Origin of the sequence: Pseudomonas sp. AMR01, from assembly GCF_041946035.1 — a bacterium.
GTDB lineage: Bacteria > Pseudomonadota > Gammaproteobacteria > Pseudomonadales > Pseudomonadaceae > Aquipseudomonas > Aquipseudomonas antarctica_B.
In genome coordinates this window covers 101,616-128,288 of the sequence record NZ_JAUTYR010000004.1, presented here as the reverse complement: position 1 = coordinate 128,288, position 26,673 = coordinate 101,616, and the positions used below count along the sequence as shown (strand labels likewise).

Below are 26,673 nucleotides of genomic sequence, written 5' to 3'. Positions count from 1 at the left end.
CCGCCCGCCCAAATGCGTCTGCTGACTAAGCTGTAAATCTTCCACCAACGCTGGGCAGGCATGTGACATGAATGACGCTTCAACGATCTACGCCTGGGAAGGCGTCAACCGCAAAGGCCGCAGGGTGTGCGGCCAAACCGCTGGGCGTAGCCTTACGCTGATCAAGGTTCAGTTGCGCCAGCAAGGGATCTGCCCCGGCCGCGTGCGCAAGAAATCCCCCCGCCTGCCAAGCTTCGCGCCGCCGATCAAACCCGGCGATATCGCGCTGTTCACGCGCCAACTGGCGACATTGCTGCGCGCGGGCATACCGTTGCTGCAAGCCTTCGATATCATCCGCGAAGGCGTGGACCACCGCCTGATGCGTGAATTGGTAAACGGCTTGAAACAGCAGATCGCCAGCGGCAATAACCTGTCGGCCGCACTGCGCAAACATCCGCGGCACTTCGATGACTTGTATTGCAACCTGATTGCTGCAGGCGAGCAAGCCGGGGCACTGGAAACCTTGCTGGAACGGGTGGCGGTTCATCTGGAAAAAAGCCAGCAGCTCAAGGCACGCATCAAGAAAGCCATGACCTACCCCCTCGCCGTCATCGCGGTGGCGTGCCTGGTCAGCTCGGTGCTGCTGATCCATGTGGTGCCGCAATTCCAGCACCTGTTTGCCGGAGTCGACGGCGAGTTGCCGGGCTTCACGCTGAGTGTCATCGCCTTGTCCGAATTCCTGCAGCGCGCTTGGTGGCTGCTGGTACTGGGTTTGGGCGGCGGATGGCTGGGGTTTCGGCAGGCCTGTCAACGCTCCCAGGGTTTACGTCTCCTGATGGACGTGGGTTTGTTGAAAATGCCCCTGGCAGGCACACTGTTGAAAAAAACTGCTGTTGCACGCTATGCCCGTACCCTCTCGACGACGTTCGCTGCGGGTGTGCCGTTGGTCCAGGCTCTGGACTCCGTGGCAGGCGCGGCGGGCAATGGCGTGTTCAAACAGGCGATCGAACATATGCGTCACGATGTATCCACAGGTATGCAATTGCATCAATCCATGGCGGGCAGCGGGCTGTTTCCCGGCATGGCCATTCAGATGACGGCGATTGGTGAAGAATCGGGCACCCTGGACCACATGCTGGAAAAGGTAGCTAACCACTACGAGGCCGACGTGGAACACCTGGTCGACACCCTTACAAGCCTGATGGAGCCACTGATCATGGTGGTGTTGGGCGCCATGGTCGGCGCGTTGGTGATCGCCATGTACCTGCCGGTCTTCCAGCTGGGTACGGCATTTTGAGCCTGCTGCTGAGTGAACAACCGTGGTTGTTTTTGGGCATCGCGCTCGTGTTGGGCCTGATCATTGGCAGCTTCCTGAACGTGCTGGTGTGGCGCCTGCCGAAGATGCTTGAGCGGGAATGGCGCGCCCAGGCTCAGGAAGTCCTGGGTTTACCGGCAGATCCCGTCGGCCCCACTTACAACCTTGCACAGCCCAATTCCTGTTGCCCGCACTGCAGCCAGCCGATTCGCCCCTGGGAAAATATTCCGCTGCTCAGCTACGTGATGCTCAGGGGGCGCTGCGCGCAGTGTCGTGAACCTATCAGCGCCCGCTACCCCTTCACCGAACTGGCCTGTGCACTGATTTCGGCGGTGGTGGCCTGGCACTTCGGCTTTGGCTGGGAAGCGGGCGCGGTGATGCTACTGAGTTGGGGCTTGCTGGGGATGAGCCTGATTGACGTGGATCATCAACTGCTGCCCGATGTGCTGGTGCTGCCGCTGCTATGGCTGGGGTTGATCAGCAACAGCTTGGGTCTATTGGCGACGCTGCCCGATGCGGTGTGGGGCGCAGCCATTGGCTATATGAGCCTGTGGACGGTGTTTTGGCTGTTCAAGCTGGCCACCGGCAAGGACGGCATGGGCCATGGCGACTTCAAGTTATTGGCCCTGCTCGGTGCCTGGGGCGGTTGGCAGATTCTGCCAATGACGCTGCTGATGGCCTCGCTGCTGGGTTTAGTTGCCGGGCTCGTTCTGATTCGCCTGCGCAGGTCTCGGGTGTCGGCGCCGATGCCATTTGGTCCGTGCCTGGCGATTGCCGGCTGGATTGCATTGCTCTGGGGTGGTCAAATAACCGACTTCTATTTGCAGTCTGTCGGTTTCAGATGACCACTTCTGTTGCAACACCCTGGATTCTCGGCCTCACCGGCGGCATTGGCAGCGGTAAAAGCGCGGCCGCCAGGCACTTTATCGACTTGGGCGTTGACCTGGTCGACGCCGATCATGCCGCCCGCTGGGTGGTAGAACCCGGCCGGCCGGCCCTTGCGCGCATTGCCGAACATTTCGGTGACGGCGTGTTGCAGTCCGACGGCCAGTTGGATCGCGCAGCGTTGCGCAAGCTGATCTTTGAAGTGCCTGAAGAGCGCCGCTGGCTGGAAGCCTTGCTGCACCCGTTGATTGGCGAGGAAATTCGCAGCCACTTGGCACGCGCCCGCTCGCCTTACGCGATTCTGGTGTCGCCGCTGTTGATCGAATCCGGCCAGTCCAGCATGACCCAACGCATTCTGGTGATTGACGTGCCGCAAGCGTTGCAGATTCAGCGTACCCTGCAGCGCGACGGCATCAGCGAGCACCAGGTGCAGGCCATTCTCAAGGCTCAGTCCAGCCGCGAAGAGCGCCTGAACCATGCCGATGACGTGCTGGTCAATGACAAGGACCTCGCCTGGCTGCACAGCGAGGTCGAGCGACTGCACCACTTTTACCTTACTTTGCGTGGAGGCCGATCATGAGCCAACCCTTGACCGTCGACTGCCCAACCTGCGGTGCCCCCGTGGAATGGAAAGCCGCCAACCACACCCGGCCGTTCTGCTCGGACCGTTGCAAACTCATCGACCTGGGCGCCTGGGCAGCCGAGGAACACAAAATTCCCGTGGCTCCGGATGCCGAAGACGAACTGTTTTCCGAAGACTTGCAGCCGCGCCACTAAGGCCGCATAAAAGCGTATTCCTGCTGGTCGTCGAGGTTCTCTGCAAGGTATTGCAGCTCGTCGGCCAGGTCTTCAAAACTGCGCACACCCTTGCTCTGCTGCACCACCGCACTGAGCATCGCGCGCAGGGTCAAGCCTGGGTCAAAGCCGATTTCCTGTGCCGCGTCCTGGCTTCTGCGCAACTCCTGCCGTGCCCACTCATACACACTCATGATTCTTGCTCTCACGCTTAAAAGTTTGGCGGAGCATGGGCCTGCCGGGCGGTCCGGGATTTGATCTGGATCAATGCTGTGGATCGTCATCCTTCCACGGCGCCGAGAGGTAACGCGTGCGGTTGAAGGTCTCCAGCCATTGCGGGCTAAACACCACCAATGCACTGATGATCATGCCGTTGATAAAAGCTTCGGGGAATATGATCAGCCACAGGTAGCCAACAAAGTCTTCCAGCCACTCGGGCATCGCGAAACGGCCATCGAACCACAACAGCCCCAACCCGACCGACAGGCAGAGCAGCGCCGACAGTGCGGCGGCGAAAAAGCCGGAGCAGAAAATATACACAAAGGGGTTGCGCGGCTGCGCCCTCTCAACCAGCAGCGCACAGGTCTCGGTGACCAATACCGGCAGCGCGATCAGCAGCAGGCCGTTCACGCCCACGGCGGCCAGATCCTGGCGGCCCAGCAACACCAAGCCCACTTGCGCGGCGAGACCGCCGACGATTGCCAGGGGCCAGTCGAGCAACAGGGTAACGGCGGTCATGCCGATAAAGTGGTAGGAGACCCCCGTATCGAAATCCCGCCGCACCAACCACAACATAAACAGCGCGAACACCGTGCCGAACAGCAAATGCTGACGCCGCCGGTCGGCGAACAACTCGACCCAGGGCGAGCGCAGGATCGCCCACATCACCACCGGCGCATACAGCAGCCAACCGATGCCGAGGGTTTGTGGCGCCAGCACGGCGGCGCTGATCACAGCTTCACCTGCTCCAGCGCCTGGCGCAGTTCGGCGGCCGAACTGTAGACGTGTTGAGCGATCAATTTGCCGTTGTCCAACTGCAACCACAGCACGCTATCCGCAGGCGCCGGGTAACGCGGGGCGATGCGCGCGTCACGGTCCAGCATCACTCGATAGTTGTAAGCCTGCATGGCCGGCACCGCGAAGAGCTTGGCGATCAGGCGCGGCATGCGCTGGATATCGGCGAGAAACACTGCGTGGCGCGCATCCAGATAGCCCTTGGGCTGGCCTTGCAGCGCCGCGTCTACCAGCTTGGCGGCATCCATGCTGCGCGCCACCAGCAGAATCTGCGCCTGGTCGTTGAGGGTGTATGGCTGGTCGAACTGGTCGAGCAACGTCCACGGCGCCACGCGGTCACCCACTTCAATGGCTTGTGCCCACAGCGGCAACAGACTCAGTAACAGCACCACAAAATACTTCACTGCACGCTCCTTTCGCTCGGGATAGCGGTTGAATGGCCAGTCTACACCGCCGTTTTAAAGCAAGACTTCCTGTGGTCATCATTTGAACGCTAAGCTGCGCTTATGGATGACTCAGACTACCTGCGCCTGCTCACCGTAGCGGCCGAGCAAGCCAACGCTTTCCTGTCCAATGCCCGCAAATGGGAGCGTGAGCGTTGGGTCTGCCAGCGCCTGTTGCAAGGCTTGAATGTGCCCTACCGTGCCGAAGAGTTTCACGCCGCCGGCCAAGAGCCGCCGGACGTGCTGTTTCGCGACGCCAGTTTCGAGGTGTTTTTCGTGCTGGATGAGGGCCGGCGTCTGAACGACGAATGGCGCGACGAACTGCTGCGCCGACGCAGCGCGTTTTCCCTGAGTCAATTGGTGCGGCGCGAAGCCAAGCCGCGGCGCATTCCGGCGCATGAGTTCCTGCTGCGCCTGGCACCGACCTTGCGCAAGAAGGCGCACAACTACAAGGAACGCGGGATAGACCTGGGCGAGTTGGACCTCATCGCCTTTACCAGTCTCAAGCGCGAAGTGCTCGACCTCAACAGCCACTTCCCGCCGCCCACCGAATACCTGCGTCAGGGCTGGCGCTCACTGTCATTGGTGGGCCCGACCTTTGCCCGCGTGTTGTTCGCGCACCCCGACGCGCCGGACTTCTTGCGCAACAATTTGGGCCGCAGCATAGTGTTCGACGTGGGCATCAGCCTGTGATGCGGGCACAGGCTACGCTTGTGGCGATGCCGCCAATCTCCTGACTGTAACGTGGCGCCCTTTTGCAACGTCTACCTGACGAGGCTTTTATGACCAGCCGCCTGAAACCCGATGACCAACAGCATGTCGAAGAGTACCTGCAACTCTCCCAGAACCGAGTCGAGCGCAAGCCTTTCAGGCCGTGGCTGCTCCTTGGTGTGGTGCTTGTTGTGGTGATCGGCCTCGGTTTGCTGAGCCGCCTCTTGAGTTACCTGACGCTATGAGCTGCCTGGCGCTCGCGGGGGTAACTGCTCCGATTTCTTTTAGCCTTGCGAGATATCCCCATGACCCATCGTATTATTATCGTCGGCGGCGGCGCCGGCGGCCTGGAGTTGGCTACCCGCCTGGGTAAGACTCTGGGCAAGCGCGGCACCGCCAGCATCACGCTGGTGGACACCAACCTGACCCATATCTGGAAGCCGCTGCTGCATGAAGTGGCTGCCGGGTCGCTGAACTCTTCGGAAGACGAACTCAATTATGTCGCCCAGGCCAAATGGAACCACTTCGAATTCCAGCTGGGTCGAATGAGCGGGCTTGACCGTGAACAGAAGAAAATCCAGCTGGCCGCGACCCTTGATGAAGAAGGCCGCGAACTGGTCCCTGCGCGCGTGCTGGGCTATGACAGCCTGGTGATCGCGGTCGGCAGTACCACCAATGACTTCGGCACCGAGGGCGCGGCGCAGCACTGCCTGTTCCTCGACACCCGCAAACAGGCCGAGCGCTTCCATCAGCAACTGCTCAACCACTACTTGCGCGCCCACGCCGGGCAAACAGACGTCATCGAAAAGATCAGCGTCGCCATTGTCGGCGCGGGTGCGACCGGTGTGGAGTTGGCGGCCGAGCTGCATAACGCCGCTCATGAACTCGCAGCTTACGGCCTGGACCGCATCAAGCCGGAAAACATGCACATCACCCTGATCGAAGCCGGCCCGCGCGTATTGCCTGCGCTGCCGGAGCGCATTGGCGGGCCTGTGCATAAAACCCTGGAGAAACTCGGCGTGACCGTGCTGACAGACTCGGCGGTCAGCGAAGTGACAGCTGACGCCCTGATCACAAGCTCCGGACAAGTCATTCCAGCCAGCCTGAAGGTGTGGGCGGCAGGCATTCGTGCACCGGGTTTCCTCAAGGACATTGATGGGCTGGAAACCAACCGCATCAATCAGCTGCACGTGTTGCCGACCCTGCAAACCACGCGCGATGAGAACATCTTCGCGTTTGGTGACTGCGCTGCCTGCCCGCAGCCAGGCTCCGACCGTAATGTACCGCCTCGCGCCCAGGCGGCGCACCAGCAGGCTTCGTTGCTGGCCAAATCGCTGAAGCTGCGCATTGAAGGCAAAGACCTGCCGTCCTACAAGTACACCGACTACGGCTCGCTGATTTCGCTGTCGCGGTTCTCGGCAGTGGGTAACTTGATGGGCAACCTGACCGGCAGCGTGATGCTGGAAGGCTGGCTGGCGCGGATGTTCTATGTGTCGCTGTACCGCATGCACCAAGTGGCGCTGTACGGTTTCTTCCGCACGGCAATGCTGATGCTGGGCAGCAAAATCGGCCGCGGCACTGAGCCACGCCTCAAGCTGCACTAACACCACGAAACAGTGTGGGAGCGGGCTTGCCCGCTCCCACTTTTTTGCGTCATGTTTCAGATTTTCGCAGGCAAAAAAAATCCCCGTATCTTTCGATACGAGGATTTTTAATATGGTCGGGGTAAGGGGATTCGAACTCCTGACATCCTGCTCCCAAAGCAGGCGCGCTACCGGACTGCGCTATACCCCGGTAAAAAAAAGGCGACCTTTCAGCCGCCTTCTTCGATCAGCGCTTTTGGCCTCTGATCTTAAGATTCGATTCCAGCGTTAACTGGTCTCAAAAATGGTGGGTCGTGTGGGATTCGAACCTACGACCAATTGGTTAAAAGCCAACTGCTCTACCAACTGAGCTAACGACCCAAATATGGTCGGGGTAAGGGGATTCGAACTCCTGACATCCTGCTCCCAAAGCAGGCGCGCTACCGGACTGCGCTATACCCCGGTTTGAAATTGGCTCCGTGACCAGGACTCGAACCTGGGACCCAATGATTAACAGTCATTTGCTCTACCGACTGAGCTATCACGGAACTACATATTTCAAAGTACAACTTTTACCGCTGTGTAACCTTCTCTTCGACCCGCCCGTATCGCTACGTTCATGTCTCTGAGGCGCGCTATTCTACAATCTTAAAAACCCCTGTCAACCCTTTAAATTGCTTTTAAGACAATGATTTGCGCTTCTTTCTGATTTCTTCTTGGGGAGAAGAAACCCGTGGGCTGACGTTGCTGCGGGGCGCACTTTACAAGCCTTTGCCTTACAGTTCAACGCCCTATCGAAAAAAAAGGCCCCGCAATGCGGGGCCTCCTCTTATCGCCATACCGGCCGGGCTCAGTGAAAGACGATTTCGTCGTTTTCCACCGTTGCCTCGACGCTGGTACCAGGCATAAAGCTGCCCGACAGGATCAGCTGCGCCAACGGGTTTTCGATCCAGCGCTGGATCGCCCGCTTCAACGGCCGTGCGCCATACACCGGGTCGTAACCGACCGCGATCAGCTTGTCCAACGCCTCGCTGCTCAGCTCCAGGTTCAGCTCGCGCTCGGCCAGACGGCCACGCAGGCGGCCCAACTGGATCTCGGTGATGCCCGCGATCTGATCCCGCGCCAAAGGCTCGAAGATCACCACTTCGTCGACCCGGTTGATAAATTCGGGGCGGAAGTGCGACGTCAGCGCATCCATCACCGCAGCGCGCTGGCCTTCACGATCACCGACCAATTCCTGGATCTGCGCCGAGCCCAGGTTGGAGGTCATCACGATCACCGTATTACGGAAATCCACCGTACGCCCGTGGCTGTCGGTCAAGCGGCCGTCTTCCAGCACTTGCAGCAAGATGTTGAACACATCCGGGTGGGCCTTCTCGACCTCGTCCAGCAGGATCACCGAGTAAGGCTTGCGACGCACGGCTTCGGTCAGGTAACCGCCTTCTTCATAGCCCACGTAGCCTGGTGGTGCGCCGATCAAGCGGGCCACCGAATGTTTCTCCATGAACTCGGACATATCGATCCGCACCATGGCCTCTTCGGTATCAAAGAGGAACTCGGCCAAGGCCTTGCACAGCTCGGTTTTACCCACGCCGGTAGGGCCGAGGAACATGAACGAGCCGCTCGGACGGTTCGGGTCGGACAACCCGGCGCGCGAACGTCGTACCGCGTTGGACACGGCCACAACGGCCTCATCCTGGCCGATGACGCGCTGGTGCAACAGGCTTTCCATCTTCAGCAGCTTGTCGCGCTCGCCTTCGAGCATTTTCGACACCGGAATACCGGTCCACTTGGAGACGACTTCGGCAATTTCTTCCTCGGTCACTTTGCTGCGCAGCAACTGGTTCTCGCTTTTACCGTGCTGATCAACCATTTGCAGGCTGCGCTCCAGGTCCGGAATCACTCCGTACTGCAACTCGGCCATGCGGTTCAGGTCGCCTTTGCGGCGTGCAGCTTCCAGCTCCTGACGTGACTGCTCGATTTTTTGCTGGATCTGCGCAGAGCCCTGCACTTCAGCTTTTTCCGAGGTCCAGATTTCTTCCAGGTCTGAATACTCGCGCTCGAGGCGCACGATTTCTTCCTGAAGTTTCTCCAGGCGCTTTTTCGCCGCGTCGTCCTCTTCTTTCTTCAGGGCCTGGGATTCAACTTTCAGCTGAATCAGGCGCCGGTCCAGACGGTCGAGCACTTCCGGCTTGGAATCGATTTCCATGCGAATGCGGCTGGCCGCTTCGTCGATCAGGTCGATGGCCTTGTCCGGCAACTGACGGTCAGTGATATAGCGATGGCTCAACTTGGCCGCCGCAATAATCGCGCCGTCGGTAATCGCGACCTTATGGTGAACCTCGTAGCGTTCTTTCAGGCCACGCAGAATCGCAATGGTGTCTTCTTCGCTCGGCTCTTCCACCAGCACTTTCTGGAAACGACGCTCAAGGGCCGCATCCTTTTCAATGTACTGACGGTATTCGTTGAGCGTGGTCGCACCCACACAATGCAACTCGCCCCGGGCCAAGGCTGGTTTAAGCATGTTGCCTGCGTCCATCGAGCCTTCGCCTTTACCGGCGCCGACCATGGTGTGCAGTTCGTCGATAAACAGAATGATCTGCCCTTCCTGCTTCGACAGTTCATTGAGCAGGGATTTCAGGCGCTCTTCGAACTCGCCACGGAATTTGGCACCGGCGATCAAAGAACCCATGTCCAGAGACAACAGGCGTTTACCTTTAAGGCCGTCCGGCACTTCACCATTAATGATGCGCTGGGCCAGACCTTCGGCAATCGCGGTTTTACCTACGCCAGGTTCGCCGATCAGTACCGGGTTGTTCTTCGTCCGGCGTTGCAACACCTGGATGGTGCGACGAATTTCATCGTCACGACCGATCACCGGGTCAAGCTTGCCTTCTTCGGCGCGCCTGGTCAGGTCGACCGTGTATTTATCCAGGGCCTGGCGCGACTCCTCGTGATTAGGGTCGTTTACCGCATCGCCGCCACGCAGGTTGTTGATGGCATTTTCCAGGGCTTTCTTGCTCACGCCCTGGCCCAGCAGCAACTTGCCGAGCTTGCTGTTCTCGTCCATCGCGGCGAGCAGCACCAGTTCGCTGGAGATGAACTGGTCACCTTTCTGCTGTGCCAGGCGGTCAGCCTGGTTCAACAGGCGCGCCAAGTCCTGCGACATGTTCACGTCGCCGGTCGGGTTTTGGATTTTCGGCAGTTGGTCGAGCTCTTTGCTCAACTCCTTGCGCAGGCTGTTGATGTCAAAACCCACCTGCATCAGCAAGGGCTTGATAGAACCGCCTTGCTGTTCCAGGAGCGCCTGCATCAAGTGCGCAGGCTCAATGGCCGGGTGGTCGAGGCCCACCGCCAACGATTGGGAGTCTGATAAAGCCAACTGTAATTTGCTGGTTAAACGATCAATACGCATTAGTCACCTTCCTTTTGAGCAGGCCGGAGCTGTAAATACATCCTGAATGAAGAAACCTGCCAGATACCCCTATAGATGTGGTCGATTCTGCAAGATTCAAGCTGTCGATGGTTGACGCAGGTCAGGAGAGTCTAGCGTTCTAGCCAGATAAGGGAGGCGAAGCGACCGGTGCGAGGGCTGCGGCGGTAAGAAAAGAAGCGCGGGTCGGACACGGTGCAGAAACCACCACCGTAAACAGCCGTAACACCTTGTGCAGCCAGGCGCAGGCGCGCGAGCTGATAGATATCGGCCATGTACTTGCCGGGATTGCGGCTGGGAACGAAGGCTTCGGCAGTCACTGGCAGTTGCTGCATGAAAGCCTCACGCACTTCCGGGCCGACTTCAAAGGCTTGCGGGCCGATTGCCGGGCCCAGCCAGACCATTACTTCAGCAGGTTCCGCATCCAGACTGTCGAAGGTTGCCTCAAGCACGCCCGCTGCGAGACCACGCCAACCGGCATGCGCAGCCGCCACACGTGTGCCAGCACGGTTGCAGAACAACGCGGGCAGGCAATCGGCGGTCATCGATGTGCAGGCGATTCCAGGGGTGCTGGACCAACTGCCGTCCGCTTCGACGGTGCGCGACGGATCGGCCTCGACCACGGTGACCCCGTGAACCTGGCGTAACCAGGAGGGCTGAATATCAAAGGCAGCGCTGAGACGACGGCGATTGTCGAGGACAGACTCAAGGTCATCCTCAACATGATCGCCCAGATTGAGGCTGTCGAACGGCGCCAGACTGACGCCGCCCGAACGGGTGGTAACGCAGGCTTTGACTCCCGACGGCGCGGGCCAGTCAGGAATCAGCCAGTCACTCATCCGATAAACGCCTCACGATCCTGCTTGAGCAGCGACAACAACCAGACCAAATCGTCTGGAAGAGGCGATTCCCAGCTCATCCGCTTACCGCTCGTCGGATGATCCAGCTCCAGGAAACGTGCATGCAGTGCCTGGCGCGGGAAGGATTTCAGCGATTCAACCATAGTCACACTGGCCGCAGGCGGAATGCGGAAGCGGCCACCGTAGGCCGGATCTCCGACCAACGGGAAGTTAATGTGCGCCATGTGCACGCGAATCTGGTGCGTACGGCCGGTTTCCAGTTTGACCCGCACATGGGTGTGGGAGCGGAAACGCTCCAACACACGGTAGTGGCTGACGGCCTGCTTGCCGCCTTCCATTACCGCCATACGCTGGCGCTGCTGGCCGTGGCGACCGATCGGGGCGTTGATCTTGCCACCCGCCACGACGACGCCGATCACGATGCATTCGTAGATGCGGCTGACGCTGCGGCTCTGCAGTTGTGTGACCAACTGCGTCTGGGCCTGGATGGTCTTGGCCACCACCATCAGACCGGTGGTGTCTTTGTCCAGGCGGTGCACGATGCCGCAGCGCGGGACATTGATGATGTCCGGCACATGGTGCAACAGGGCATTGAGCAAGGTGCCATCAGCGTGCCCGGCTGCCGGGTGAACCACCAGGCCTGCGGGTTTGTTGATGACCAGGATGTCGTCGTCTTCATAGACGATATCCAGCTCGATGTCCTGGGCGACCCATTCTCCCTGGGCTTCCTGCTCGGCAGTCAGCTCAAGAATCGCACCGCCATGGACTATGTCTCGCGGGCGGATAACCGCTCCATCCACAGTCAGGCGGCCGTCTTTGATCCAGGCGGAAAGGCGCGAGCGCGAGTGCTCAGCGAATAATTGTGCGGCGACTTGATCGAGGCGTTGGCCGCCCAATTCGGACGGCACCTCTGCGCGAAGTTCAATTTTATCGGACATGCTCAGACTAGGCGTGGCACAGCCTTTGGTTTCGGCTGCGCGCTTGTGGTTAAATACGGCGTCTTTTGCCCCGAGGCTTTCAACGGGGCGCTCATCATAACAGGACGGCCCCGCCCAAGACAGCGGCCGTCATAGGGACGCAAGCCGCCATGCAAGTGAAACACCTGCTGCTGATCGCCATCCTCGCCATGACTGCTGCTTGCTCGTCAACAAAGGAAGTCGTCGACGAAAACCTGAGCGAAGTCGAGTTGTATCAACTGGCTCAGAAAGACTTGGACAATAATAGCTACACCAGTGCCACAGCGAAGCTGAAGGCCCTGGAGTCGCGTTATCCGTTCGGGCGCTACGCCGACCAGGCCCAACTTGAGTTGATCTACGCCAACTACAAGAACGCCGAGCCGGAAGCCGCCAAGTCTGCCGCCGAACGTTTTATCCGCCTGCACCCGCAGCACCCGAACGTCGACTACGCCTACTACATGAAGGGCCTGACCTCGTTCGACCAGGACGTTGGCCTGCTGGCGCGCTTCCTGCCGCTGGACATGACCAAGCGTGACCCGGGCGCTGCCCGCGACTCCTACAACGAGTTCGCCCAGTTGACCAGCCGCTACCCGAACAGCCGCTACGCGCCGGACGCCAAGCAGCGCATGATCTACCTGCGCAACCTGCTGGCGTCCTACGAGATTCACGTGGCCGACTACTACCTGACCCGTCAGGCCTATGTCGCTGCCGCCAACCGTGGCCGCTACGTGGTGGAAAACTTCCAGGAAACCCCGTCCGTGGGTGACGGTCTGGCAGTGATGACCGAGGCTTACCAGCGCCTGCACCTGGACGACCTGGCGGCTACCAGCCTGGAAACCCTGAAGCTCAACTACCCGGACCATCCAAGCCTGCAAGACGGCCAGTTCGTGCCTAAAGCGGGCGATGCGGACAACCGTTCGTGGCTGAGCAAGTACACTCTGGGCCTGATCTCAACCCGTCCACCGCTGCCGCCGGGCGAAACCCGCGCCAACCAGGACGTGATGAAGCAGTACCAGGATGCCAAGGAAGCCATTCCTTCGGAGCTCAAGCCGCATGATGCCAATGGCGACGTGATCGAAGAAGAAGCCCCACAGGCCCTCGGCAACAACCAGGACCGCTCGTGGTTCAGCTACATGACCTTCGGCATTTTCGACTGATCTGTCGAAGCACTGAAAAAAGGGAGCCCTCAGGGCTCCCTTTTTTGTGGGCGGGCATTATTGCGCTGTGCGCCTGCCATGTCCTTGGCTAAACTGGCGCATTCCTTGTCGAGAAACCTCCCATCATGGTTCGTCTACTGTTCTGGATTGCCGTCATTGCTGCCGCGGTTTGGTTCTGGCGCAAATTCAAAAGCCCGGCCGCTAAACAGCGGCGTTCCGGCGAGCCCGATGCAGCCCTGATGGTGCGCTGCGCCCACTGCGGCGTGCACCTGCCGCAGGACCGCGCACTGATTTCAGGCCAGGAGTGGTACTGCACGCAAGCGCACCTTGAGCAAGGGCCGAAGTCTATTGGGCGTTGATCCGACCTTCGGGCGCATAGGGCGCCGGGTCGATAATCGGCGCATGCCCCAGCAACAAATCGGCAAACAACTGGCAGGACGCCGGTGCAAGCACCAGGCCGTTGCGGTAATGCCCGCAGTTTAGCCATAGCCCCTTGAAGCCCGGGACTTCGCCGATGTAAGGAATACCTTCAGGCGAACCGGGGCGCAGCCCGGCCCAATGCCCCACTACCTCGGCGTTTGCCAACGCGGGAATCAACTCCACCGCCGACGCTTTGAGGCTCTCCAGCGCGGGTTCAGTGGGCGTCTTGTCAAATCCCTCGTGCTCCAGCGTACTGCCAATCAGAATGTGCCCGTCACGCCGTGGGATCGCATAGCGCCCTTTGGCCAGGACCATGCTCGACAGGAAATCCGACGCGCATTTGTACAGAATCATTTGGCCCTTGACCGGTTCGACCGGCAGCGCCAGGCCCAGCTTAGCGAGCAACTCCCCACTCCAGGCGCCTGCTGCCAATACAACCCTATCGCCAAGCACCTGCCCGCTGGCCGTGTTTACGCCCACCACGGTTTGGCCCTCGAGAACAAAGCTGCGCACTTCGCACTGTTCGTGAAGGGTCACACCGGGAAGCGCCAACAGCGCCGCCTTGAGGGATTTGACCAGGCGCGGGTTGCGCACATTGGCCACGTTCGCCATGTAGATCGCCCGGGAATAGCCGCCGCCCAGCACCGGCACTGCATCATGGGCGGCCGACACATCGACGGCGCTCAATGGCCGCCCTTCGCGGGCAGCCCAGGCCAGCGCCTCGGCTTCATCATCCAGGTCCAGCCAGTAGAGGCCCGTGGTATGCACTTCGGGATCAATGCCGGTGGCGGCGAACAAACGCTCAGCCAGCTGTGGATAAAAATCCTGTGACCAATGGGCCAGCGCAGTGACCGCCGGGCTGTAGCGCCACGGATACAGCGGCGACACAATCCCGCCGCCCGCCCATGAGGACTCCTGCCCAAGCCCGGAGCGCTCCAGCAGCACGACTGCCTGCCCTTGGGTGGCGAGGTTGAACGCAGTCAACAACCCGATTACGCCGCCGCCGACAATCACCACTCGCTGTTGCTTAGCCATCATTTGTTCCAGCCGATAAAAAGGGATAAGCGCGCCCGGCGCCCATTCATTCAGCACACTCATCACCGACCCCAGCATGCTTTGAGCGACATTTCAGGTGACGCACCGGGGTTACTTCGCACACCGAGGCTGGTCAGGCTGAATTCGCTGCAAGGGTCGTCCGCCATGACTGAGCCGCCGATTGGCGTGGCCACCAGGCTGAATGCCTGAGCATCCAATGCAGCGCTGATTCTATAGCGATCATTGCCCTCACTGACGCCGCTTGCATCAATAAAAGTCGCGTTGCGTGTGTAAAAGCGTTCCAGGTGCTGCGCTTGCTCGGTGAGCAGCGCAACGATCTCTGCGCGGTAGGCCTTGTTCACGTGCCGTGTGTAGCCGGGGTAAGCGATCCCGGCCAACAACGCGATGATCGCCACAGCGATCAATAACTCGATCAAGGTAAAACCTCGGCATTCCTTGCCCATTGATACGTTCCTTATTGAAGTTGCCGCCATAAAATTCGACGAAATCGCACACCATCGCCCTCGTCCATCCGTGCATAAACGGTTTCCAACACCGTGCGCGCCTGACCATTGAGCCCTACCGCCGTCACGCGGTATAACGCCGCAGGCGCTGCAGTTGGCAGATCAAACCGCCCCAGCGACTGGAGGCCATATACGCCCCCCTTCACGCTCACCCAAGTGACCGCCGACACAGCATTTACCCCGCCACGCACTACCGAATACGCTTCCTGCGGCGGCGCGCACGTGCTGATCGATTGGCACGGCGGCAACGTGCCCGCCGTTTTCCGGACAATCGCCTCCCCCAGCCTCAAGCCACTTTCGGCAGTTTGAAATGATTGATTACGATGCCAGACGCTGCCGGACATCTTTTGCTGGGCCACAGCCCCTTGCATCGATGCCAGGGCGATCAATGACAGCATCAGCAGAAATACCAGACTGACCAGCAGAACCATGCCGGTCTGGCGCAGAGAAATGGCGCTAGAGCGCATCATGATCACCCCTACCCCAACCGGTTACGCAGCGCCGCCACGACGCTGTAGGCCTGATCCTTTACCCGGCCCGTCGGGTCGCGCAGCGTCATTTGGATGCGCACGCTGCGTATCAGCGATTCGTCCGCCGGGTTGGCGTCATAGCGCAAAACACCCATCGAACCTGCACTGGCGGCCATGCCGAAACTGACGTCGAATGCCTGTACGTTATCCACCAGCACTGCTTTGGCCGGCGCGGCAGGCGTGCTGACCTTCAACTGGCCCGCCTCGTAGGTGTAAGTGAGTTGACGTATCGCAAATCGGATCTGGCCGGGCACCGGCGGCGAACTGCCCGCGAAGGCGCGGGCGGTACTACGGCAGTCGGACAGCACCGTCCAGTCAGGCGTACCACCCTCCTCGCCGACATCGGCGGTGACCACGGTGAGCGACTTGGCGCTGGCCGATGCACTCCAGCCGACCGGCCGATCAAACGCCGCAGGCGCATTCTCGACATAGGCCACAGGCAGGCAACCGAACATGCCCGCCTGCCGAATATCCCGAATCATCTTGCCCAAAACGAACCGCGCATCATCCTGAAGCAACATAGCGGACTGTTGGCTGGCCTGGGTGGTTCGAGCACTGATTGCTACCTGACTGACCCCGAGTATCACCACCAACCCAACCGCCAGCGCCAGCAATAGCTCCAGCAGACTGAACCCCTTCATTGCGCCGCCCTCGGCTCGCTGGCAATGCGGCTGGTGAGGGTGAATGTTTCCCGCGCACCGGGAGCATTCGTCGCCCTGGCGTTATCCCAATGGATGCTGACGGTCACCTCACTGCCACTGACCACCACGGAGCCTTTGGCGCCCTCCCCGGCGAACCCGACGATATTGGCTTCAAAGTCGTGCAGGTCCACGTCTCGCACACTGGCGCCAGAGGTACTCAGCGGCGCCCGCGCGGTTTGGCTCCATGAGTAATCGGCGCCGGAATTGGCGCGAACCCGGTCGAGCATGTCGTAGGCAATGAAACTGGCCTGGCTGATCATTCTGGCGCTGTCGGTGTACTTGAGCGCATTGAGCTGGATGACCGCAGCCCCCAGCAGGCCGACCGCGAGAATCAGCACCGACACCAGCACTTCGATCAGGGTCATGCCTGACTGCAGGTGAAACAGGGTGCAGGGGAAACGTGTGTTTGGGGATGCAGGCATTACCGTCGTCGTCCATGTCGAGGGCCGGAGAAAAACAGCAGAAACCTGCTGTGCGCCCCAAGACTAGCGTCGGATTCCAGCCGGCGCTGCTGCCGGAACAAAGGGAAATACTTTGGACTTAAAGGCCATCATCCGACGCTGCACACCGACGGCTATACCTAAGCCTGCCAGTAAAAATACGCACCACGTCCACGGAGGGACGACACATGACGCAACGAGGTTTCACCCTGATCGAATTGCTGGTCGGCCTGCTGCTGAGCGGCATCCTCACGCAAATGGCGGTACCCGGTTTCAAGGGGCTGTTGGAATCGCAGCAGCGAAGCAGCGCCGCACACGCCCTGGCGGACGGCCTGCGATTCGCACGTACCGAAGCCATCACACGCAATCGCACCGTGATTATTCATGCTCTGGAGGAGGATTGGAGCCGAGGGTGGCGAGTGATCGTGGACGCCAGCGGACGCGGCCCTCTGGACGGCGACAACCCGGTACTACAGGAACGCCAGGACAGCGGGGAGGTGGCAATTGCGGGCAACGGGCCGGTCAAGACCCAGGTGCGTTTCAGCGGGTTGGGTGAGCCGGTTTTTGCAGGAGGGGGCTTCCGCGCCGGCACTGTGCACGTCTGCGACACGGAGCAGGCACAAAGCCTGTATCAAGTGGTGCTGGCCCCCAGCGGGCGCATCAGCCTGCGCAGTGATAAGACCGAACAGGCTTTATGCCGAGGCTGATGCGGGGCCTTGAGGGGTCAAAGCAGCGAGCGAACCCGCAGCTCCTTGGGCATGGAGAACGTGATGTTCTCCTCACGGCCGGCCAATTCATCGGCGCCCGTGGCACCCCAGGCCTGCAATTGCTGAATCACACCACGCACCAGCACTTCCGGGGCCGAGGCACCTGCGGTAATGCCGATACGCTCGACGCCGTCGAACCAGCTGCGCTGCATGTCTTCGGCGCCGTCGATCAGGTAGGCCGGTGTGGCCATGCGTTCAGCCAGCTCGCGCAGGCGGTTGGAGTTGGAACTGTTTGGGCTGCCGACGACTAATACCACGTCGCACTCGTTGGCCAGTTGCTTGACCGCATCCTGACGGTTTTGCGTGGCGTAGCAGATGTCGTCCTTGCGCGGCCCGCCAATGGCCGGGAAGCGTGTGCGCAGGGCATCAATGACGCGGCTGGTGTCGTCCATCGACAAGGTGGTCTGGGTCACGAAGGCCAGGCGTTCAGGGTTTTGCACCTGCAGGTTGGCGACGTCTTTCTCGTCTTCCACCAGGTAGATGGCGCCACCATTGCTGGCGTCATACTGGCCCATGGTGCCTTCGACTTCCGGGTGACCGGCGTGGCCGATCAGGATGCATTCACGACCGTCGCGGCTGTAGCGCGCAACTTCGATGTGCACCTTGGTCACCAGCGGGCAGGTGGCGTCGAATACTTTCAGGCCACGGCCGGCGGCTTCGGTGCGCACGGCCTGGGAAACACCGTGGGCACTGAAGATGACGATCACGTCGTCCGGCACCTGGTCGAGCTCTTCGACAAAGATGGCGCCGCGGGCGCGCAAGTCTTCGACCACGAATTTGTTGTGGACGACTTCATGACGCACGTAAATCGGCGGCCCGAAGACTTCCAGGGCGCGGTTGACGATTTCGATCGCACGGTCCACGCCGGCGCAGAAGCCACGGGGGTTGGCGAGTTTGATTTGCATGCGGTGCCTCGTGTCTTGCAGCAACGTTTGGATCAGGTTTGACGCTACCCTACCTGACAATGGAGATCAAATGTGGGAGCGGGCTTGCTCGCGAAAGCGCTGGGTCAGTAATACATAGGTTGACTGATCCAGCGCTTTCGCGAGCAAGCCCGCTCCCACATTTTAAATCGCGTCGTTAATCAGATCGCTTTAACGTCGAATATTTCAACATCAAAGGTCAAGGTTTTACCGGCCAGCGGGTGGTTGAAGTCGATGGTCACTTGCGCGTCATCGAAGGTTTTCACCACACCCGGCAATTCAGTATTCGCCGCATCGTTGAAGATCACCAGCAAGCCTTCCGACAGTTCCATGTCCTGGAATTGCGAGCGCGGAATAATCTGCACGTTTTGCGGGTTGGGCTGGCCAAAAGCGTTTTCCGGCAGGATTTGCAGGGTGCGCTTGTCGCCGGCCTTGAAACCGAACAGGGCCGCTTCAAAACCCGGCAGCAAGTTGCCGTCACCGACCTTGAAGGTCGCCGGGGCTTTGTCGAAGGTGCTGTCGACCGTGTCGCCGTTCTCCAGGCGCAGTGCGAAATGCAAAGTGACTTCCGTGTTCTGGCCGATGCGTTGCTCAGCCAATACCTGATCAGTCATTGACGGTCTCTCCGGTTTTCTTGCTTTTGAACATGTCCAACGCCAGCATAATCGCACCGACGGTGATGGCGCTGTCGGCAAAGTTGAACGCCGGGAAATACCAGCGGTTCTGCCAATGCACCAGAATGAAGTCGATCACATGGCCCAGGGCAATGCGGTCGTACAGGTTGCCCAGCGCGCCGCCCAGCACCAGTGCCAGGGCGATGGCGAGCCAGGTGTCATCGCGGCCCAGGCGCTTGAGCCAGACCACCAGCACTGCACTGACCACCACAGCGATCAGGGCGAACAGCCAGCGCTGCCAGCCGCCGCCATCAGCCAGGAAGCTGAAGGCAGCGCCGGTGTTGTAGGCCAGGGTCCAGCTGAAATAGTCAGGAATGACCACAATCTGCTGGTACATCTGCAAGGCGCCCTCGAAATGAGCCTTGCTGAGCTGATCGATGATCAGCACCAGCACGCTCAAAAAGAGCCAGCCCAGACGTCCAAAACGACCGGCTGCATTAGGCATAGTGGCGAACCTCGCCAGCGCCGCTGATGTTGTCGACGCAACGACCGCAGATTTCCGGGTGCTCAGGGTTCACGCCGACGTCTTCACGGCAGTGCCAGCAACGGGCGCACTTGGCGAAGGCCGATTTGACCACTTTGAGCTTGAGGCCCGGTACTTCGGTGGCCACGGCATCCGCCGGCGCCTGTGCAAACGGTGCCAGGCTCGCGGTGGAGGTGATCAACACGAAGCGCAGTTCGTTGCTCAGCTTGGCCAGGTCGGCGGTGAGGCCGTCCTCGGCAAACAGGGTGACTTCGGCTTGCAGGTTGCCACCGACGGCCTTGGCCGCGCGCTGAACTTCCAGCTCCTTGTTCACCGCAACCTTGACGGCCATCACGCCTTCCCAGTACTCGCGGCCCAGTTCGAAGTCGGCCGGCAGTTCGGTCAGGCCTTCGTACCAGGTGTTGAGCATCACGGATTCGTTACGCTCGCCCGGCAGGTATTCCCACAGTTCGTCAGCGGTGAAGGCCAGGATCGGTGCGATCCAGCGAACCAGCGCTTCAGAGATGTGGTACAGCGCGGTCTGCGCCGAACGGCGCGCCTTGCTGTTGGCGCCGGTGGTGTACTGGCGATCCTTGATGATGTCGAGGTAGAAACCACCCAGCTCCTGCACGCAGAAGTTGTGGATCTTCGAGTAGACGTTCCAGAAGCGGTATTCGCCGTAGCTCTCCTGCAACTCACGCTGCAGCAACAAGGTACGGTCCACAGCCCAACGGTCCAGGGCGAGCATGTCCTCGGCCGGCAGGATGTCGGTGGCCGGGTTGAAACCGGTCAGGTTCGACAGCAGGAAGCGTGCGGTATTACGGATACGGCGGTAGGCATCGGCGCTACGGGCCAGGATCTGGTCCGAGACGGCGATTTCACCCGAATAATCGGTCGAAGCGACCCACAGACGCATGATGTCGGCGCCCAGGGTGTCGTTGATCTTTTTCGGCTCGATCACGTTTTTCAGCGACTTGGACATCTTGCGACCCGTCTCGTCGACGGTGAAGCCGTGGGTCAGCAATTCGCGATACGGCGCGTGGTTGTCGATGGCGCAGCCCGTCAGCAACGACGAGTGGAACCAGCCACGGTGTTGGTCGGAGCCTTCCAGGTACAGGTCGGCACGCGGGCCGGTTTCGTGACCCATCGGGTGCGAGCCGCGCAGGACATGCCAGTGCGTGGTGCCGGAGTCGAACCACACGTCGAGGGTGTCGCTGATCTTGTCGTACTGCGGGGCTTCGTCGCCCAGCAGTTCGGCGGCGTCCAGCTTGAACCAGGCTTCGATACCTTCCTGCTCAACGCGCTGGGCAACGATTTCCATCAGCTCAACGGTGCGTGGGTGCAGCTCGCCGCTTTCCTTGTTCAGGAAAAACGGGATCGGCACGCCCCAGTTGCGCTGGCGGGAGATGCACCAGTCCGGGCGGTTGGCGATCATCGAGTGCAGGCGCGCCTGGCCCCAGGCCGGAACGAACTTGGTTTCTTCGATAGCCTTGATTGCGCGATTACGCAGGGTGTCGCCGCTGGTCGGCTCTTTGTCCATACCGATAAACCACTGCGCAGTGGCGCGGTAGATCAGCGGGGTTTTGTGACGCCAGCAGTGCATGTAGCTGTGCTGAATGGTGGCGGTTTGCATCAGCGCACCGACTTCACGCAGCTTTTCGATGATCAGCGGGTCGGCCTTGAAGATGAACTGGCCGCCGAAGAACTCCAGCGACGGCACGTACACGCCGTTGCTTTGCACCGGGTTGATGATGTCGTCGTTGACCAGGCCATACTTCTTGCAGATCACGAAGTCGTCCACGCCGTAGGCAGGCGAGCAGTGAACCACGCCAGTGCCCGAACCCAGCTCAACGTACTCAGCCAGGTACACCGGCGACAGACGGTCATAGAACGGGTGACGGAAGTTGATCAGTTCCAGCGCGGAGCCGGTAGTCGTGGCGATCACCGAGCCTTGCAGCTCGTAACGGGCCAGGCAAGCCTCGACCATTTCCTCGGCCAGCACCAGCAGGCGATCACCGACGTCCACCAGCGCGTAGGTGAACTCCGGGTGCACGTTCAGCGCCTGGTTGGCCGGGATGGTCCACGGGGTGGTGGTCCAGATCACGATGGCAGCCGGCTTGCTCAGGCTTGCCAGGCCGAAAGCCTGGGCCAGCTTGGCCTCGTCGGCAATCGGGAAGGCGACGTCGATGGTCGAGGACTTTTTGTCTTCATACTCGACTTCCGCCTCGGCCAGGGCCGAACCGCAGTCGAAGCACCAGTTCACGGGCTTGAGGCCTTTGAACACGAAACCGCCCTTGACGATTTCGGCCAAGGCACGGATTTCACCTGCCTCGTTCTTGAAGTTCATGGTCTTGTACGGGTTGTCCCACTCGCCCAGCACGCCCAGGCGGATGAATTCGGACTTCTGCCCTTCGATTTGCTCGGTGGCGTAGGCACGGCACAGTTCGCGGGTTTTATCCGCGCCCAGGTTCTTGCCGTAGGTCACTTCGACTTTGTGCTCGATCGGCAGGCCGTGGCAGTCCCAGCCCGGAACATAAGGTGCGTCAAAACCCGACAGGGTTTTGGAGCGCAGGATCATGTCCTTGAGAATCTTGTTCAGCGCATGACCGATGTGAATCGTGCCGTTGGCATAAGGAGGGCCGTCGTGCAGGACGAACTTCGGACGATCCTTGCCAATTTCGCGCAACTTTCCGTACAGGCCAATACTGTCCCAGCGCTGCAGGATCTGCGGTTCGCGCTGTGGCAGGCCGGCCTTCATTGGGAAGGCGGTGTCCGGAAGGTTTAGCGTGGCTTTATAGTCGGTCATTTAAGGCTCTTCGGTTAGCGATGGGCGCTAGGTGCGGCTAGTGCACGGGCGGCGGCGACATCCGCATTGATCGCCGTTTTCAACGCCTCAAGGGAGGCGAAACGCTGCTCTTCACGCAGCTTTTGGTGGAAAACCACCGTCAAACGCCGGTCGTATAAATCACCGGCAAAATCCAAAAGGTGAACTTCCAGGTGGGCCTTGCCATCACCTGCAACCGTGGGCCTGACGCCTATGTTGGCGACTCCCGGCCACGGTTGGCCGTCGATGTCGACGCTGACCAGGTAAACCCCGGTCAGCGGCACGCGACGGCGCTTGAGTTGCACGTTGGCGGTTGGCGTGCCGAGTTGGCGCGCCAGCTTCTGACCGTGCAATACCCGCCCGGCAATGCGGAACGGGCGACCGAGCAAACGCTCGGCCAAGGCGAAGTCGGCAGCGGCCAGGGCGTTACGCACCTGCGTACTGCTCACGCGCAGGCCGTCGAGTTCGACGGTTTGCGCGGCTTCGACGGTAAAACCCTGGCTGACGCCGGCTTTTTGCAGGAAATCGAAATCGCCTACGCGGTCGCAACCAAAACGGAAGTCGTCGCCGACCTCAAGGTGCTGCACGCCCAGGCCATCGACCAAGATGCGGTCGACGAACTCGGCGGCGCTCAGGCTTTGCAAACGCTGGTTGAAGGCCAGGCAGAGGACGCGGTCCACACCTTCTTCCGCCAGCAGTTGCAGCTTGTCCCGCAAGCGGGCCAGGCGCGCCGGCGCGGTTTCGGGGGTGAAGTATTCCCGCGGCTGTGGTTCAAAAATCACCACGCAGCTGGGCACGCCCAACTCGACCGCACGTTCGCGCAGCCGGGCCAGGATAGCCTGGTGGCCACGGTGAACACCGTCAAAGTTGCCAATAGTGGCGACGCAGCCCCGATGCTCGGGGCGCAGGTTGTGGAGACCTCGAACCAGCTGCATAACGCGCTTCTTGCTCATAAAGTGGTCGATTATAACCACACCCGGCCCCGGACGACAGGCAACAGCGCAGGCCAAATGGTTCGAATCGATAAAACAACCGTTTTATCGCGGCAAAGTCTCTAGCCCAACGACTTGCGATTGAAATCCCGCAGGCGAAAGCCTTGCAGCAGCAACATCCCGAAGTACACCACCACCCCGGCGACCACGAGCACGCCAAGGCGCATAAAGCGCTCCAGCATATGGCCTTCATCCCAGGCCGGCATAAAGTGCATCAGGCCCAGCAACACGGCCGACATCGCCGTCACCGCCACCACCAGCTTGAGCGCAAACATCCCCCAGCCGGGCTGCGGCTGAAACATCTGCTGCTTGCGCAGTTGATAAAACAGCAAACCCGCGTTGATGCACGCGCCTGCGCTGATGGCCAGGGCCAGGCCAGCGTGGGCCAGCGGGCCGATAAACACCAGGTTGAGCAGTTGCGTGACGATCAGGGTGAAGATCGCAATTTTTACTGGCGTGCGGATGTTTTGCTGGGCGTAGAAACCCGGCGCCAGCACTTTGATCACGATAATGCCGAGCAGCCCCACGGAGTAGGCGACCAACGCGTGCTGCGTCATCAAGGCGTCATGCGCATCGAACTGGCCGTACTGGAACAAAGAGACTGTCAGCGGCTCGGCCAGAATGCCGAGGGCCAGGGAACAGGGCAGCACCAGCACAAAGCACAGGCGCAGGCCCCAATCGAGGATGCGCGAATACTCCTGGCGGTCTTTGCTGGCGTAGGTGCGAGCCAGGGTTGGCAGCAAAATTGTGCCCAGCGCCACGCCGAGCACGCCGGACGGCAGCTCCATCAGGCGATCGGCGTAATACATCCAAGACACTGAGCCGGAAACCAGCAATGAGGCGAAGGCGGTGTTGATGATCAGGGAAATCTGGCTGACGGAGACGCCAAGAATCGCTGGCAGCATGTTACGCATCACGCGCCATACGCCGGTGTCTTTGAGGTTCAGGCGCGGCAGTACCAGCATGCCGATCTTTTTCAGGTGCGGCAGTTGGTAGAGCAACTGCGCCAGGCCACCAGCCAGCACCGCCCAACCCAAGGCCATCACTGGCGGGTCAAAGTACGGCGTGAGGAACAGCGCGAAAATAATCATGCTGACGTTAAGCAGGGTCGGCACGAAGGCGGGTACCGAGAAACGGTTCCAGGTATTGAGGATCGCCCCGGCGAGGGACGACAGGGAAATCAGCAATATATAAGGAAAGGTCACTCGCAGCAGGTCAGTGGTCAGCGCGAATTTTTCCGGTGTGTTGGCAAAACCCGGCGCCGTGGCCCAGATCACCCAGGGCGCGGCGAGCATGCCGGCGATAGTCACCAGCATCAGCACCAGGGTCAGCAGGCCCGAAACGTAGGCAATAAAGGTGCGGGTCGCCTCCTCGCCCTGCTGGGTTTTGTATTCGGCCAGGATCGGCACGAAGGCCTGGGAAAAAGCGCCTTCAGCGAAAATCCGCCGCAGCAGGTTGGGCAATTTAAACGCAATAAAGAAGGCATCCGTGGCCATGCTGGCGCCAAAAATGCGCGCCAGCAGGGTGTCACGCACGAACCCCAAAACCCGGGAGATCATCGTGATAGAGCTGACGGCAGCCAACGATTTGAGCAGATTCATTGAAAGAGTTTGCGCCTTTAGATAAAGAGCAGGCGAACAAAGCGCCTACTTATGCGATACTGCGCGCCTGCAACAGCACAGAGCCAAAGCTCGCGAGTTTACAGGTCAAGCGCCGGAAATAAATCACCCGCCTCTTCAGATCGACCACTCAGCAGTTCGCATCAGCCGGCCTTGACAACCCATCAAGTCATCGGCATGATTCGCGGCCTATTTTGTTTGCTATTTCCTAAAAAGTCTTTCGAGGAGCTCGACGGTGGCCAACACACCTTCCGCCAAAAAACGTGCAAAACAGGCTGAGAAGCGTCGCAGCCACAACGCCAGCCTGCGTTCCATGGTTCGTACCTACATCAAGAATGTAGTTAAAGCCATCGACACCAAAGACGCTGAAAAAGCTCAAGCAGCTTACGTTCTGGCTGTGCCAGTTATCGACCGTATGGCCGATAAAGGCATCATCCACAAGAACAAGGCCGCTCGTCATAAGAGCCGCCTGAATGGCCACATCAAGGCTCTGAACGTCGCTGCAGCAGCCTAAGTGGTAACAACTGCCTCGTAACTCCGGTTGCGTAACAGTTAAGAAATGCCCCGTACCGAAAGGTCCGGGGCATTTTTGTTTGTGCCTGATTTATGGACGGCACAGATCCAAATGTGGGAGCGGGCTTGCTCGCGAATGGGTGCGCCAGTCAATACATCTGGTGCCTGACACACCGCATTCGCGAGCAAGCCCGCTCCCACATTTGGACCGTGTACATTCTTTGGGCATAAAAAAACGCCCCGATCAAGTCGGGGCGTTTTGGCTACCAGCTGATCAATGCGTCAATCAGTGCTGGTGACCGCCTTCACCGTGGACGTGGCCGTGAGCCACTTCTTCTTGCGAGGCATCGCGGATATCAACGATCTTCACCTGGAAGTTCAGGCGCTGACCCGCCAGAGGGTGGTTACCGTCGACAGTCACGTCGTCGCCGTCCAGATCGCGGATGGTGACGATCTGCATTTGGCCGTCCGGCGCGGAAGCGTGGAACTGCATGCCCACTTCCAGCTCGTCAACGCCTTCGAACATGCTGCGGCTCAACGTGCTGACCAGCTCAGCGGAGTATTCGCCGTAAGCGTCTTCAGGTTCTACAGCAACAGTCAGTTCATCACCGACGCTTTTGCCTTCCAGAGCCTTCTCCAGGCCCGGGATAATATTACCTGCGCCTTGCAGGTAGACCAGCGGCGCGCCGCCGGCGGAGCTGTCGATGACCTCACCAGCGTCGTTGGTCAGGGTATAGTCGATGGAGACAGCCTTGTTAGCGGCGATCGTCATGGGGCGAGACCTTTTGCATAAGAATGAAGAACGGACAAGTCTAAACAAGGATTTGCCCGAAAGCGAACAGAACACGGACAGACGGAGCCGATCAACGGCATCCTTCATCATCGGCTTCCACTTGGATGAGGATCAGCACTGGGTTGCCGAGCTGTCCTGCGGCCACACCCAGCACCTGCGCCACCAGCCGCCCTGGCAGTCCCGCGCCTGGGTGCTCGATGCGGCGCAACGTCTTGAAAAAATAGGCCAACCCTTTGCGTGCGGCTGGTGTGCGCAAGCCCGCGAATAACGATAACCTTGGCACCTGATTCGCGGTAGGCGCTCAGCCATAGAGCGCCACCCAAG

General features: G+C 60.0%; 29 protein-coding genes, 4 tRNA genes and 1 pseudogene. 12 read left to right on the top strand and 22 right to left on the bottom strand.

Features of this window, described 5'->3' with window-relative positions:
- Positions 1 to 67: 67 nt before the first annotated feature.
- The 4 genes from Q7C20_RS05755 to yacG are packed head-to-tail and all read left to right on the top strand — an operon-like array spanning position 68 to position 2,956.
- Positions 68 to 1,276, top strand: a complete 1,209-nt coding sequence (locus Q7C20_RS05755) for a type II secretion system F family protein (protein WP_375066182.1) — start codon at positions 68 to 70, stop codon at positions 1,274 to 1,276.
- Positions 1,273 to 2,139, top strand: a complete 867-nt coding sequence (locus Q7C20_RS05750) for a prepilin peptidase (RefSeq protein WP_375066180.1) — start codon at positions 1,273 to 1,275, stop codon at positions 2,137 to 2,139. The genes Q7C20_RS05755 and Q7C20_RS05750 overlap by 4 nt, the downstream gene beginning before the upstream one ends.
- Positions 2,136 to 2,759 (top strand): dephospho-CoA kinase, encoded by a 624-nt coding sequence (gene coaE, locus Q7C20_RS05745; protein ID WP_375066178.1) that lies wholly within the window; start codon positions 2,136 to 2,138, stop codon positions 2,757 to 2,759. The genes Q7C20_RS05750 and coaE overlap by 4 nt, the downstream gene beginning before the upstream one ends.
- Positions 2,756 to 2,956 carry a DNA gyrase inhibitor YacG gene (gene yacG / locus Q7C20_RS05740; RefSeq protein WP_348055500.1) on the top strand — a complete coding sequence of 67 codons (201 nt, stop codon included), beginning with the start codon at positions 2,756 to 2,758 and terminating at the stop codon, positions 2,954 to 2,956. Before coaE ends, yacG begins: the two co-directional genes overlap by 4 nt.
- Here yacG and Q7C20_RS05735 read toward each other — a convergent pair.
- From Q7C20_RS05735 to Q7C20_RS05725, 3 genes are all read right to left on the bottom strand, one after another.
- The gene (locus Q7C20_RS05735; RefSeq protein ID WP_003171680.1) at positions 2,953 to 3,168 is read right to left on the bottom strand and encodes a hypothetical protein; all 216 of its coding nucleotides are present in this window, start codon (positions 3,166 to 3,168) and stop codon (positions 2,953 to 2,955) included. The genes yacG and Q7C20_RS05735 overlap by 4 nt on opposite strands.
- Positions 3,169 to 3,238: 70 nt before the next feature.
- Entirely contained in the window at positions 3,239 to 3,928 is a 690-nt protein-coding gene (locus Q7C20_RS05730) for an energy-coupling factor ABC transporter permease (RefSeq protein ID WP_375066171.1), read from the bottom strand.
- On the bottom strand, positions 3,925 to 4,392 hold the full coding sequence (locus Q7C20_RS05725; RefSeq protein WP_375066169.1) for an FAD/FMN-containing dehydrogenase: 468 nt from the start codon (positions 4,390 to 4,392) through the stop codon (positions 3,925 to 3,927). Before Q7C20_RS05725 ends, Q7C20_RS05730 begins: the two co-directional genes overlap by 4 nt.
- A 102-nt stretch (positions 4,393 to 4,494) precedes the next feature.
- On the opposite strand from Q7C20_RS05725, the gene Q7C20_RS05720 reads away from it, so the two are divergent.
- The 3 genes from Q7C20_RS05720 to Q7C20_RS05710 all read left to right on the top strand — a co-directional run bounded on the left by Q7C20_RS05720 (position 4,495) and on the right by Q7C20_RS05710 (position 6,746).
- A complete protein-coding gene (locus Q7C20_RS05720) occupies positions 4,495 to 5,124 on the top strand; it encodes a DUF1780 domain-containing protein (protein ID WP_306491567.1) in 630 nt (209 codons plus the stop codon).
- An 89-nt stretch (positions 5,125 to 5,213) separates the two neighbouring features.
- A complete protein-coding gene (locus Q7C20_RS05715; RefSeq protein WP_375066163.1) occupies positions 5,214 to 5,387 on the top strand; it encodes a DUF3094 family protein in 174 nt (57 codons plus the stop codon).
- A gap of 60 nt (positions 5,388 to 5,447) precedes the next feature.
- On the top strand, positions 5,448 to 6,746 hold the full coding sequence (locus Q7C20_RS05710; RefSeq protein WP_348055490.1) for an NAD(P)/FAD-dependent oxidoreductase: 1,299 nt from the start codon (positions 5,448 to 5,450) through the stop codon (positions 6,744 to 6,746).
- Positions 6,747 to 6,859: 113 nt separating this feature from the next.
- Here the strand turns inward: Q7C20_RS05710 and Q7C20_RS05705 are convergent.
- The 7 genes from Q7C20_RS05705 to rluD form a co-directional block, all read right to left on the bottom strand.
- A tRNA-Pro gene (locus Q7C20_RS05705) sits at positions 6,860 to 6,936 on the bottom strand.
- Positions 6,937 to 7,030: 94 nt separating this feature from the next.
- Positions 7,031 to 7,106: transfer RNA gene (locus Q7C20_RS05700), tRNA-Lys, on the bottom strand.
- A gap of 5 nt (positions 7,107 to 7,111) precedes the next feature.
- Positions 7,112 to 7,188: transfer RNA gene (locus Q7C20_RS05695), tRNA-Pro, on the bottom strand.
- A gap of 9 nt (positions 7,189 to 7,197) precedes the next feature.
- Positions 7,198 to 7,273 (bottom strand) — tRNA-Asn (locus tag Q7C20_RS05690).
- Between the two features lie 302 nt (positions 7,274 to 7,575).
- Positions 7,576 to 10,140 carry an ATP-dependent chaperone ClpB gene (clpB, locus tag Q7C20_RS05685; RefSeq protein ID WP_375066160.1) on the bottom strand — a complete coding sequence of 855 codons (2,565 nt, stop codon included), beginning with the start codon at positions 10,138 to 10,140 and terminating at the stop codon, positions 7,576 to 7,578.
- A 131-nt stretch (positions 10,141 to 10,271) separates the two neighbouring features.
- The gene (gene pgeF / locus Q7C20_RS05680) at positions 10,272 to 10,997 is read right to left on the bottom strand and encodes a peptidoglycan editing factor PgeF (protein WP_375066158.1); all 726 of its coding nucleotides are present in this window, start codon (positions 10,995 to 10,997) and stop codon (positions 10,272 to 10,274) included.
- Positions 10,994 to 11,956, bottom strand: coding sequence for a 23S rRNA pseudouridine(1911/1915/1917) synthase RluD (gene rluD / locus Q7C20_RS05675; RefSeq protein WP_053254302.1), 963 nt, complete (start codon positions 11,954 to 11,956; stop codon positions 10,994 to 10,996). The genes pgeF and rluD overlap by 4 nt, the downstream gene beginning before the upstream one ends.
- A gap of 149 nt (positions 11,957 to 12,105) precedes the next feature.
- Here rluD and Q7C20_RS05670 point away from each other — a divergent pair, with 149 nt between their 5' ends.
- Positions 12,106 to 13,131: an outer membrane protein assembly factor BamD gene (locus Q7C20_RS05670; protein ID WP_375066155.1), complete on the top strand. Its 1,026-nt coding sequence runs from the start codon at positions 12,106 to 12,108 to the stop codon at positions 13,129 to 13,131.
- Between the two features lie 125 nt (positions 13,132 to 13,256).
- Positions 13,257 to 13,490 carry a PP0621 family protein gene (locus Q7C20_RS05665; RefSeq protein WP_375066153.1) on the top strand — a complete coding sequence of 78 codons (234 nt, stop codon included), beginning with the start codon at positions 13,257 to 13,259 and terminating at the stop codon, positions 13,488 to 13,490.
- Here the strand turns inward: Q7C20_RS05665 and thiO are convergent.
- The 5 genes from thiO to pilV all read right to left on the bottom strand — a co-directional run bounded on the left by thiO (position 13,477) and on the right by pilV (position 16,763).
- Positions 13,477 to 14,586: a glycine oxidase ThiO gene (thiO, locus tag Q7C20_RS05660; protein ID WP_375066151.1), complete on the bottom strand. Its 1,110-nt coding sequence runs from the start codon at positions 14,584 to 14,586 to the stop codon at positions 13,477 to 13,479. The genes Q7C20_RS05665 and thiO overlap by 14 nt on opposite strands.
- A gap of 62 nt (positions 14,587 to 14,648) precedes the next feature.
- A complete protein-coding gene (locus tag Q7C20_RS05655; protein WP_375066149.1) occupies positions 14,649 to 15,050 on the bottom strand; it encodes a type IV pilin protein in 402 nt (133 codons plus the stop codon).
- Between the two features lie 11 nt (positions 15,051 to 15,061).
- On the bottom strand, positions 15,062 to 15,580 hold the full coding sequence (locus Q7C20_RS05650; RefSeq protein WP_375066147.1) for a PilX N-terminal domain-containing pilus assembly protein: 519 nt from the start codon (positions 15,578 to 15,580) through the stop codon (positions 15,062 to 15,064).
- Between the two features lie 8 nt (positions 15,581 to 15,588).
- Positions 15,589 to 16,281, bottom strand: coding sequence for a PilW family protein (locus tag Q7C20_RS05645; RefSeq protein WP_375066145.1), 693 nt, complete (start codon positions 16,279 to 16,281; stop codon positions 15,589 to 15,591).
- Complete coding sequence (pilV, locus tag Q7C20_RS05640; protein ID WP_375066142.1) at positions 16,278 to 16,763, bottom strand: type IV pilus modification protein PilV; 486 nt, start codon at positions 16,761 to 16,763, stop codon at positions 16,278 to 16,280. The genes Q7C20_RS05645 and pilV overlap by 4 nt, the downstream gene beginning before the upstream one ends.
- A 206-nt stretch (positions 16,764 to 16,969) precedes the next feature.
- On the opposite strand from pilV, the pseudogene Q7C20_RS05635 reads away from it, so the two are divergent.
- A pseudogene (locus Q7C20_RS05635) lies at positions 16,970 to 17,552 on the top strand (GspH/FimT family pseudopilin).
- On the opposite strand, the gene ispH reads toward Q7C20_RS05635, so the two are convergent.
- The 6 genes from ispH to murJ form a co-directional block, all read right to left on the bottom strand.
- Positions 17,506 to 18,453 (bottom strand): 4-hydroxy-3-methylbut-2-enyl diphosphate reductase, encoded by a 948-nt coding sequence (gene ispH / locus Q7C20_RS05630; RefSeq protein ID WP_375066140.1) that lies wholly within the window; start codon positions 18,451 to 18,453, stop codon positions 17,506 to 17,508. The pseudogene Q7C20_RS05635 and the gene ispH overlap by 47 nt on opposite strands.
- Positions 18,454 to 18,632: 179 nt before the next feature.
- A complete protein-coding gene (gene fkpB, locus Q7C20_RS05625; protein ID WP_172681466.1) occupies positions 18,633 to 19,070 on the bottom strand; it encodes an FKBP-type peptidyl-prolyl cis-trans isomerase in 438 nt (145 codons plus the stop codon).
- Between the two features lie 7 nt (positions 19,071 to 19,077).
- Entirely contained in the window at positions 19,078 to 19,590 is a 513-nt protein-coding gene (gene lspA, locus Q7C20_RS05620; protein WP_348056783.1) for a signal peptidase II, read from the bottom strand.
- A complete protein-coding gene (ileS, locus tag Q7C20_RS05615; RefSeq protein ID WP_375066138.1) occupies positions 19,583 to 22,414 on the bottom strand; it encodes an isoleucine--tRNA ligase in 2,832 nt (943 codons plus the stop codon). The genes lspA and ileS overlap by 8 nt, the downstream gene beginning before the upstream one ends.
- A gap of 14 nt (positions 22,415 to 22,428) precedes the next feature.
- Positions 22,429 to 23,367, bottom strand: coding sequence for a bifunctional riboflavin kinase/FAD synthetase (gene ribF, locus Q7C20_RS05610; RefSeq protein WP_375066135.1), 939 nt, complete (start codon positions 23,365 to 23,367; stop codon positions 22,429 to 22,431).
- A 119-nt stretch (positions 23,368 to 23,486) separates the two neighbouring features.
- The gene (gene murJ, locus Q7C20_RS05605; RefSeq protein WP_375066133.1) at positions 23,487 to 25,025 is read right to left on the bottom strand and encodes a murein biosynthesis integral membrane protein MurJ; all 1,539 of its coding nucleotides are present in this window, start codon (positions 25,023 to 25,025) and stop codon (positions 23,487 to 23,489) included.
- A gap of 253 nt (positions 25,026 to 25,278) precedes the next feature.
- Between murJ and rpsT the strand changes: the two genes are divergently transcribed.
- On the top strand, positions 25,279 to 25,557 hold the full coding sequence (rpsT, locus tag Q7C20_RS05600; protein ID WP_003171647.1) for a 30S ribosomal protein S20: 279 nt from the start codon (positions 25,279 to 25,281) through the stop codon (positions 25,555 to 25,557).
- A gap of 285 nt (positions 25,558 to 25,842) precedes the next feature.
- Here the strand turns inward: rpsT and Q7C20_RS05595 are convergent, their stop codons facing one another.
- The gene (locus Q7C20_RS05595; protein ID WP_348056774.1) at positions 25,843 to 26,328 is read right to left on the bottom strand and encodes a peptidylprolyl isomerase; all 486 of its coding nucleotides are present in this window, start codon (positions 26,326 to 26,328) and stop codon (positions 25,843 to 25,845) included.
- Between Q7C20_RS05595 and Q7C20_RS05590 the strand changes: the two genes are divergently transcribed.
- The gene (locus Q7C20_RS05590) at positions 26,327 to 26,617 is read left to right on the top strand and encodes a DUF3565 domain-containing protein (RefSeq protein ID WP_375066443.1); all 291 of its coding nucleotides are present in this window, start codon (positions 26,327 to 26,329) and stop codon (positions 26,615 to 26,617) included. The genes Q7C20_RS05595 and Q7C20_RS05590 overlap by 2 nt on opposite strands.
- Positions 26,618 to 26,673 lie beyond the last annotated feature (56 nt).

Coding starts and splice junctions, on each gene's coding strand:
- Q7C20_RS05755 (WP_375066182.1), top strand. CDS start 68: ATGAATGACGCTTCAACGATCTACGCCTGGGAAGGCGTCAACCGCAAA.
- coaE (WP_375066178.1), top strand. CDS start 2,136: ATGACCACTTCTGTTGCAACACCCTGGATTCTCGGCCTCACCGGCGGC.
- yacG (WP_348055500.1), top strand. CDS start 2,756: ATGAGCCAACCCTTGACCGTCGACTGCCCAACCTGCGGTGCCCCCGTG.
- Q7C20_RS05735 (WP_003171680.1), bottom strand. CDS start 3,168: ATGAGTGTGTATGAGTGGGCACGGCAGGAGTTGCGCAGAAGCCAGGAC.
- Q7C20_RS05720 (WP_306491567.1), top strand. CDS start 4,495: ATGGATGACTCAGACTACCTGCGCCTGCTCACCGTAGCGGCCGAGCAA.
- Q7C20_RS05715 (WP_375066163.1), top strand. CDS start 5,214: ATGACCAGCCGCCTGAAACCCGATGACCAACAGCATGTCGAAGAGTAC.
- Q7C20_RS05710 (WP_348055490.1), top strand. CDS start 5,448: ATGACCCATCGTATTATTATCGTCGGCGGCGGCGCCGGCGGCCTGGAG.
- clpB (WP_375066160.1), bottom strand. CDS start 10,140: ATGCGTATTGATCGTTTAACCAGCAAATTACAGTTGGCTTTATCAGAC.
- pgeF (WP_375066158.1), bottom strand. CDS start 10,997: ATGAGTGACTGGCTGATTCCTGACTGGCCCGCGCCGTCGGGAGTCAAA.
- rluD (WP_053254302.1), bottom strand. CDS start 11,956: ATGTCCGATAAAATTGAACTTCGCGCAGAGGTGCCGTCCGAATTGGGC.
- Q7C20_RS05670 (WP_375066155.1), top strand. CDS start 12,106: ATGCAAGTGAAACACCTGCTGCTGATCGCCATCCTCGCCATGACTGCT.
- Q7C20_RS05665 (WP_375066153.1), top strand. CDS start 13,257: ATGGTTCGTCTACTGTTCTGGATTGCCGTCATTGCTGCCGCGGTTTGG.
- thiO (WP_375066151.1), bottom strand. CDS start 14,586: ATGGCTAAGCAACAGCGAGTGGTGATTGTCGGCGGCGGCGTAATCGGG.
- Q7C20_RS05655 (WP_375066149.1), bottom strand. CDS start 15,050: ATGGGCAAGGAATGCCGAGGTTTTACCTTGATCGAGTTATTGATCGCT.
- Q7C20_RS05650 (WP_375066147.1), bottom strand. CDS start 15,580: ATGATGCGCTCTAGCGCCATTTCTCTGCGCCAGACCGGCATGGTTCTG.
- Q7C20_RS05645 (WP_375066145.1), bottom strand. CDS start 16,281: ATGAAGGGGTTCAGTCTGCTGGAGCTATTGCTGGCGCTGGCGGTTGGG.
- pilV (WP_375066142.1), bottom strand. CDS start 16,763: ATGCCTGCATCCCCAAACACACGTTTCCCCTGCACCCTGTTTCACCTG.
- ispH (WP_375066140.1), bottom strand. CDS start 18,453: ATGCAAATCAAACTCGCCAACCCCCGTGGCTTCTGCGCCGGCGTGGAC.
- lspA (WP_348056783.1), bottom strand. CDS start 19,590: ATGCCTAATGCAGCCGGTCGTTTTGGACGTCTGGGCTGGCTCTTTTTG.
- ileS (WP_375066138.1), bottom strand. CDS start 22,414: ATGACCGACTATAAAGCCACGCTAAACCTTCCGGACACCGCCTTCCCA.
- ribF (WP_375066135.1), bottom strand. CDS start 23,367: ATGCAGCTGGTTCGAGGTCTCCACAACCTGCGCCCCGAGCATCGGGGC.
- murJ (WP_375066133.1), bottom strand. CDS start 25,025: ATGAATCTGCTCAAATCGTTGGCTGCCGTCAGCTCTATCACGATGATC.
- Q7C20_RS05590 (WP_375066443.1), top strand. CDS start 26,327: ATGGGGCGAGACCTTTTGCATAAGAATGAAGAACGGACAAGTCTAAAC.
- Q7C20_RS05595 (WP_348056774.1), bottom strand. CDS start 26,328: ATGACGATCGCCGCTAACAAGGCTGTCTCCATCGACTATACCCTGACC.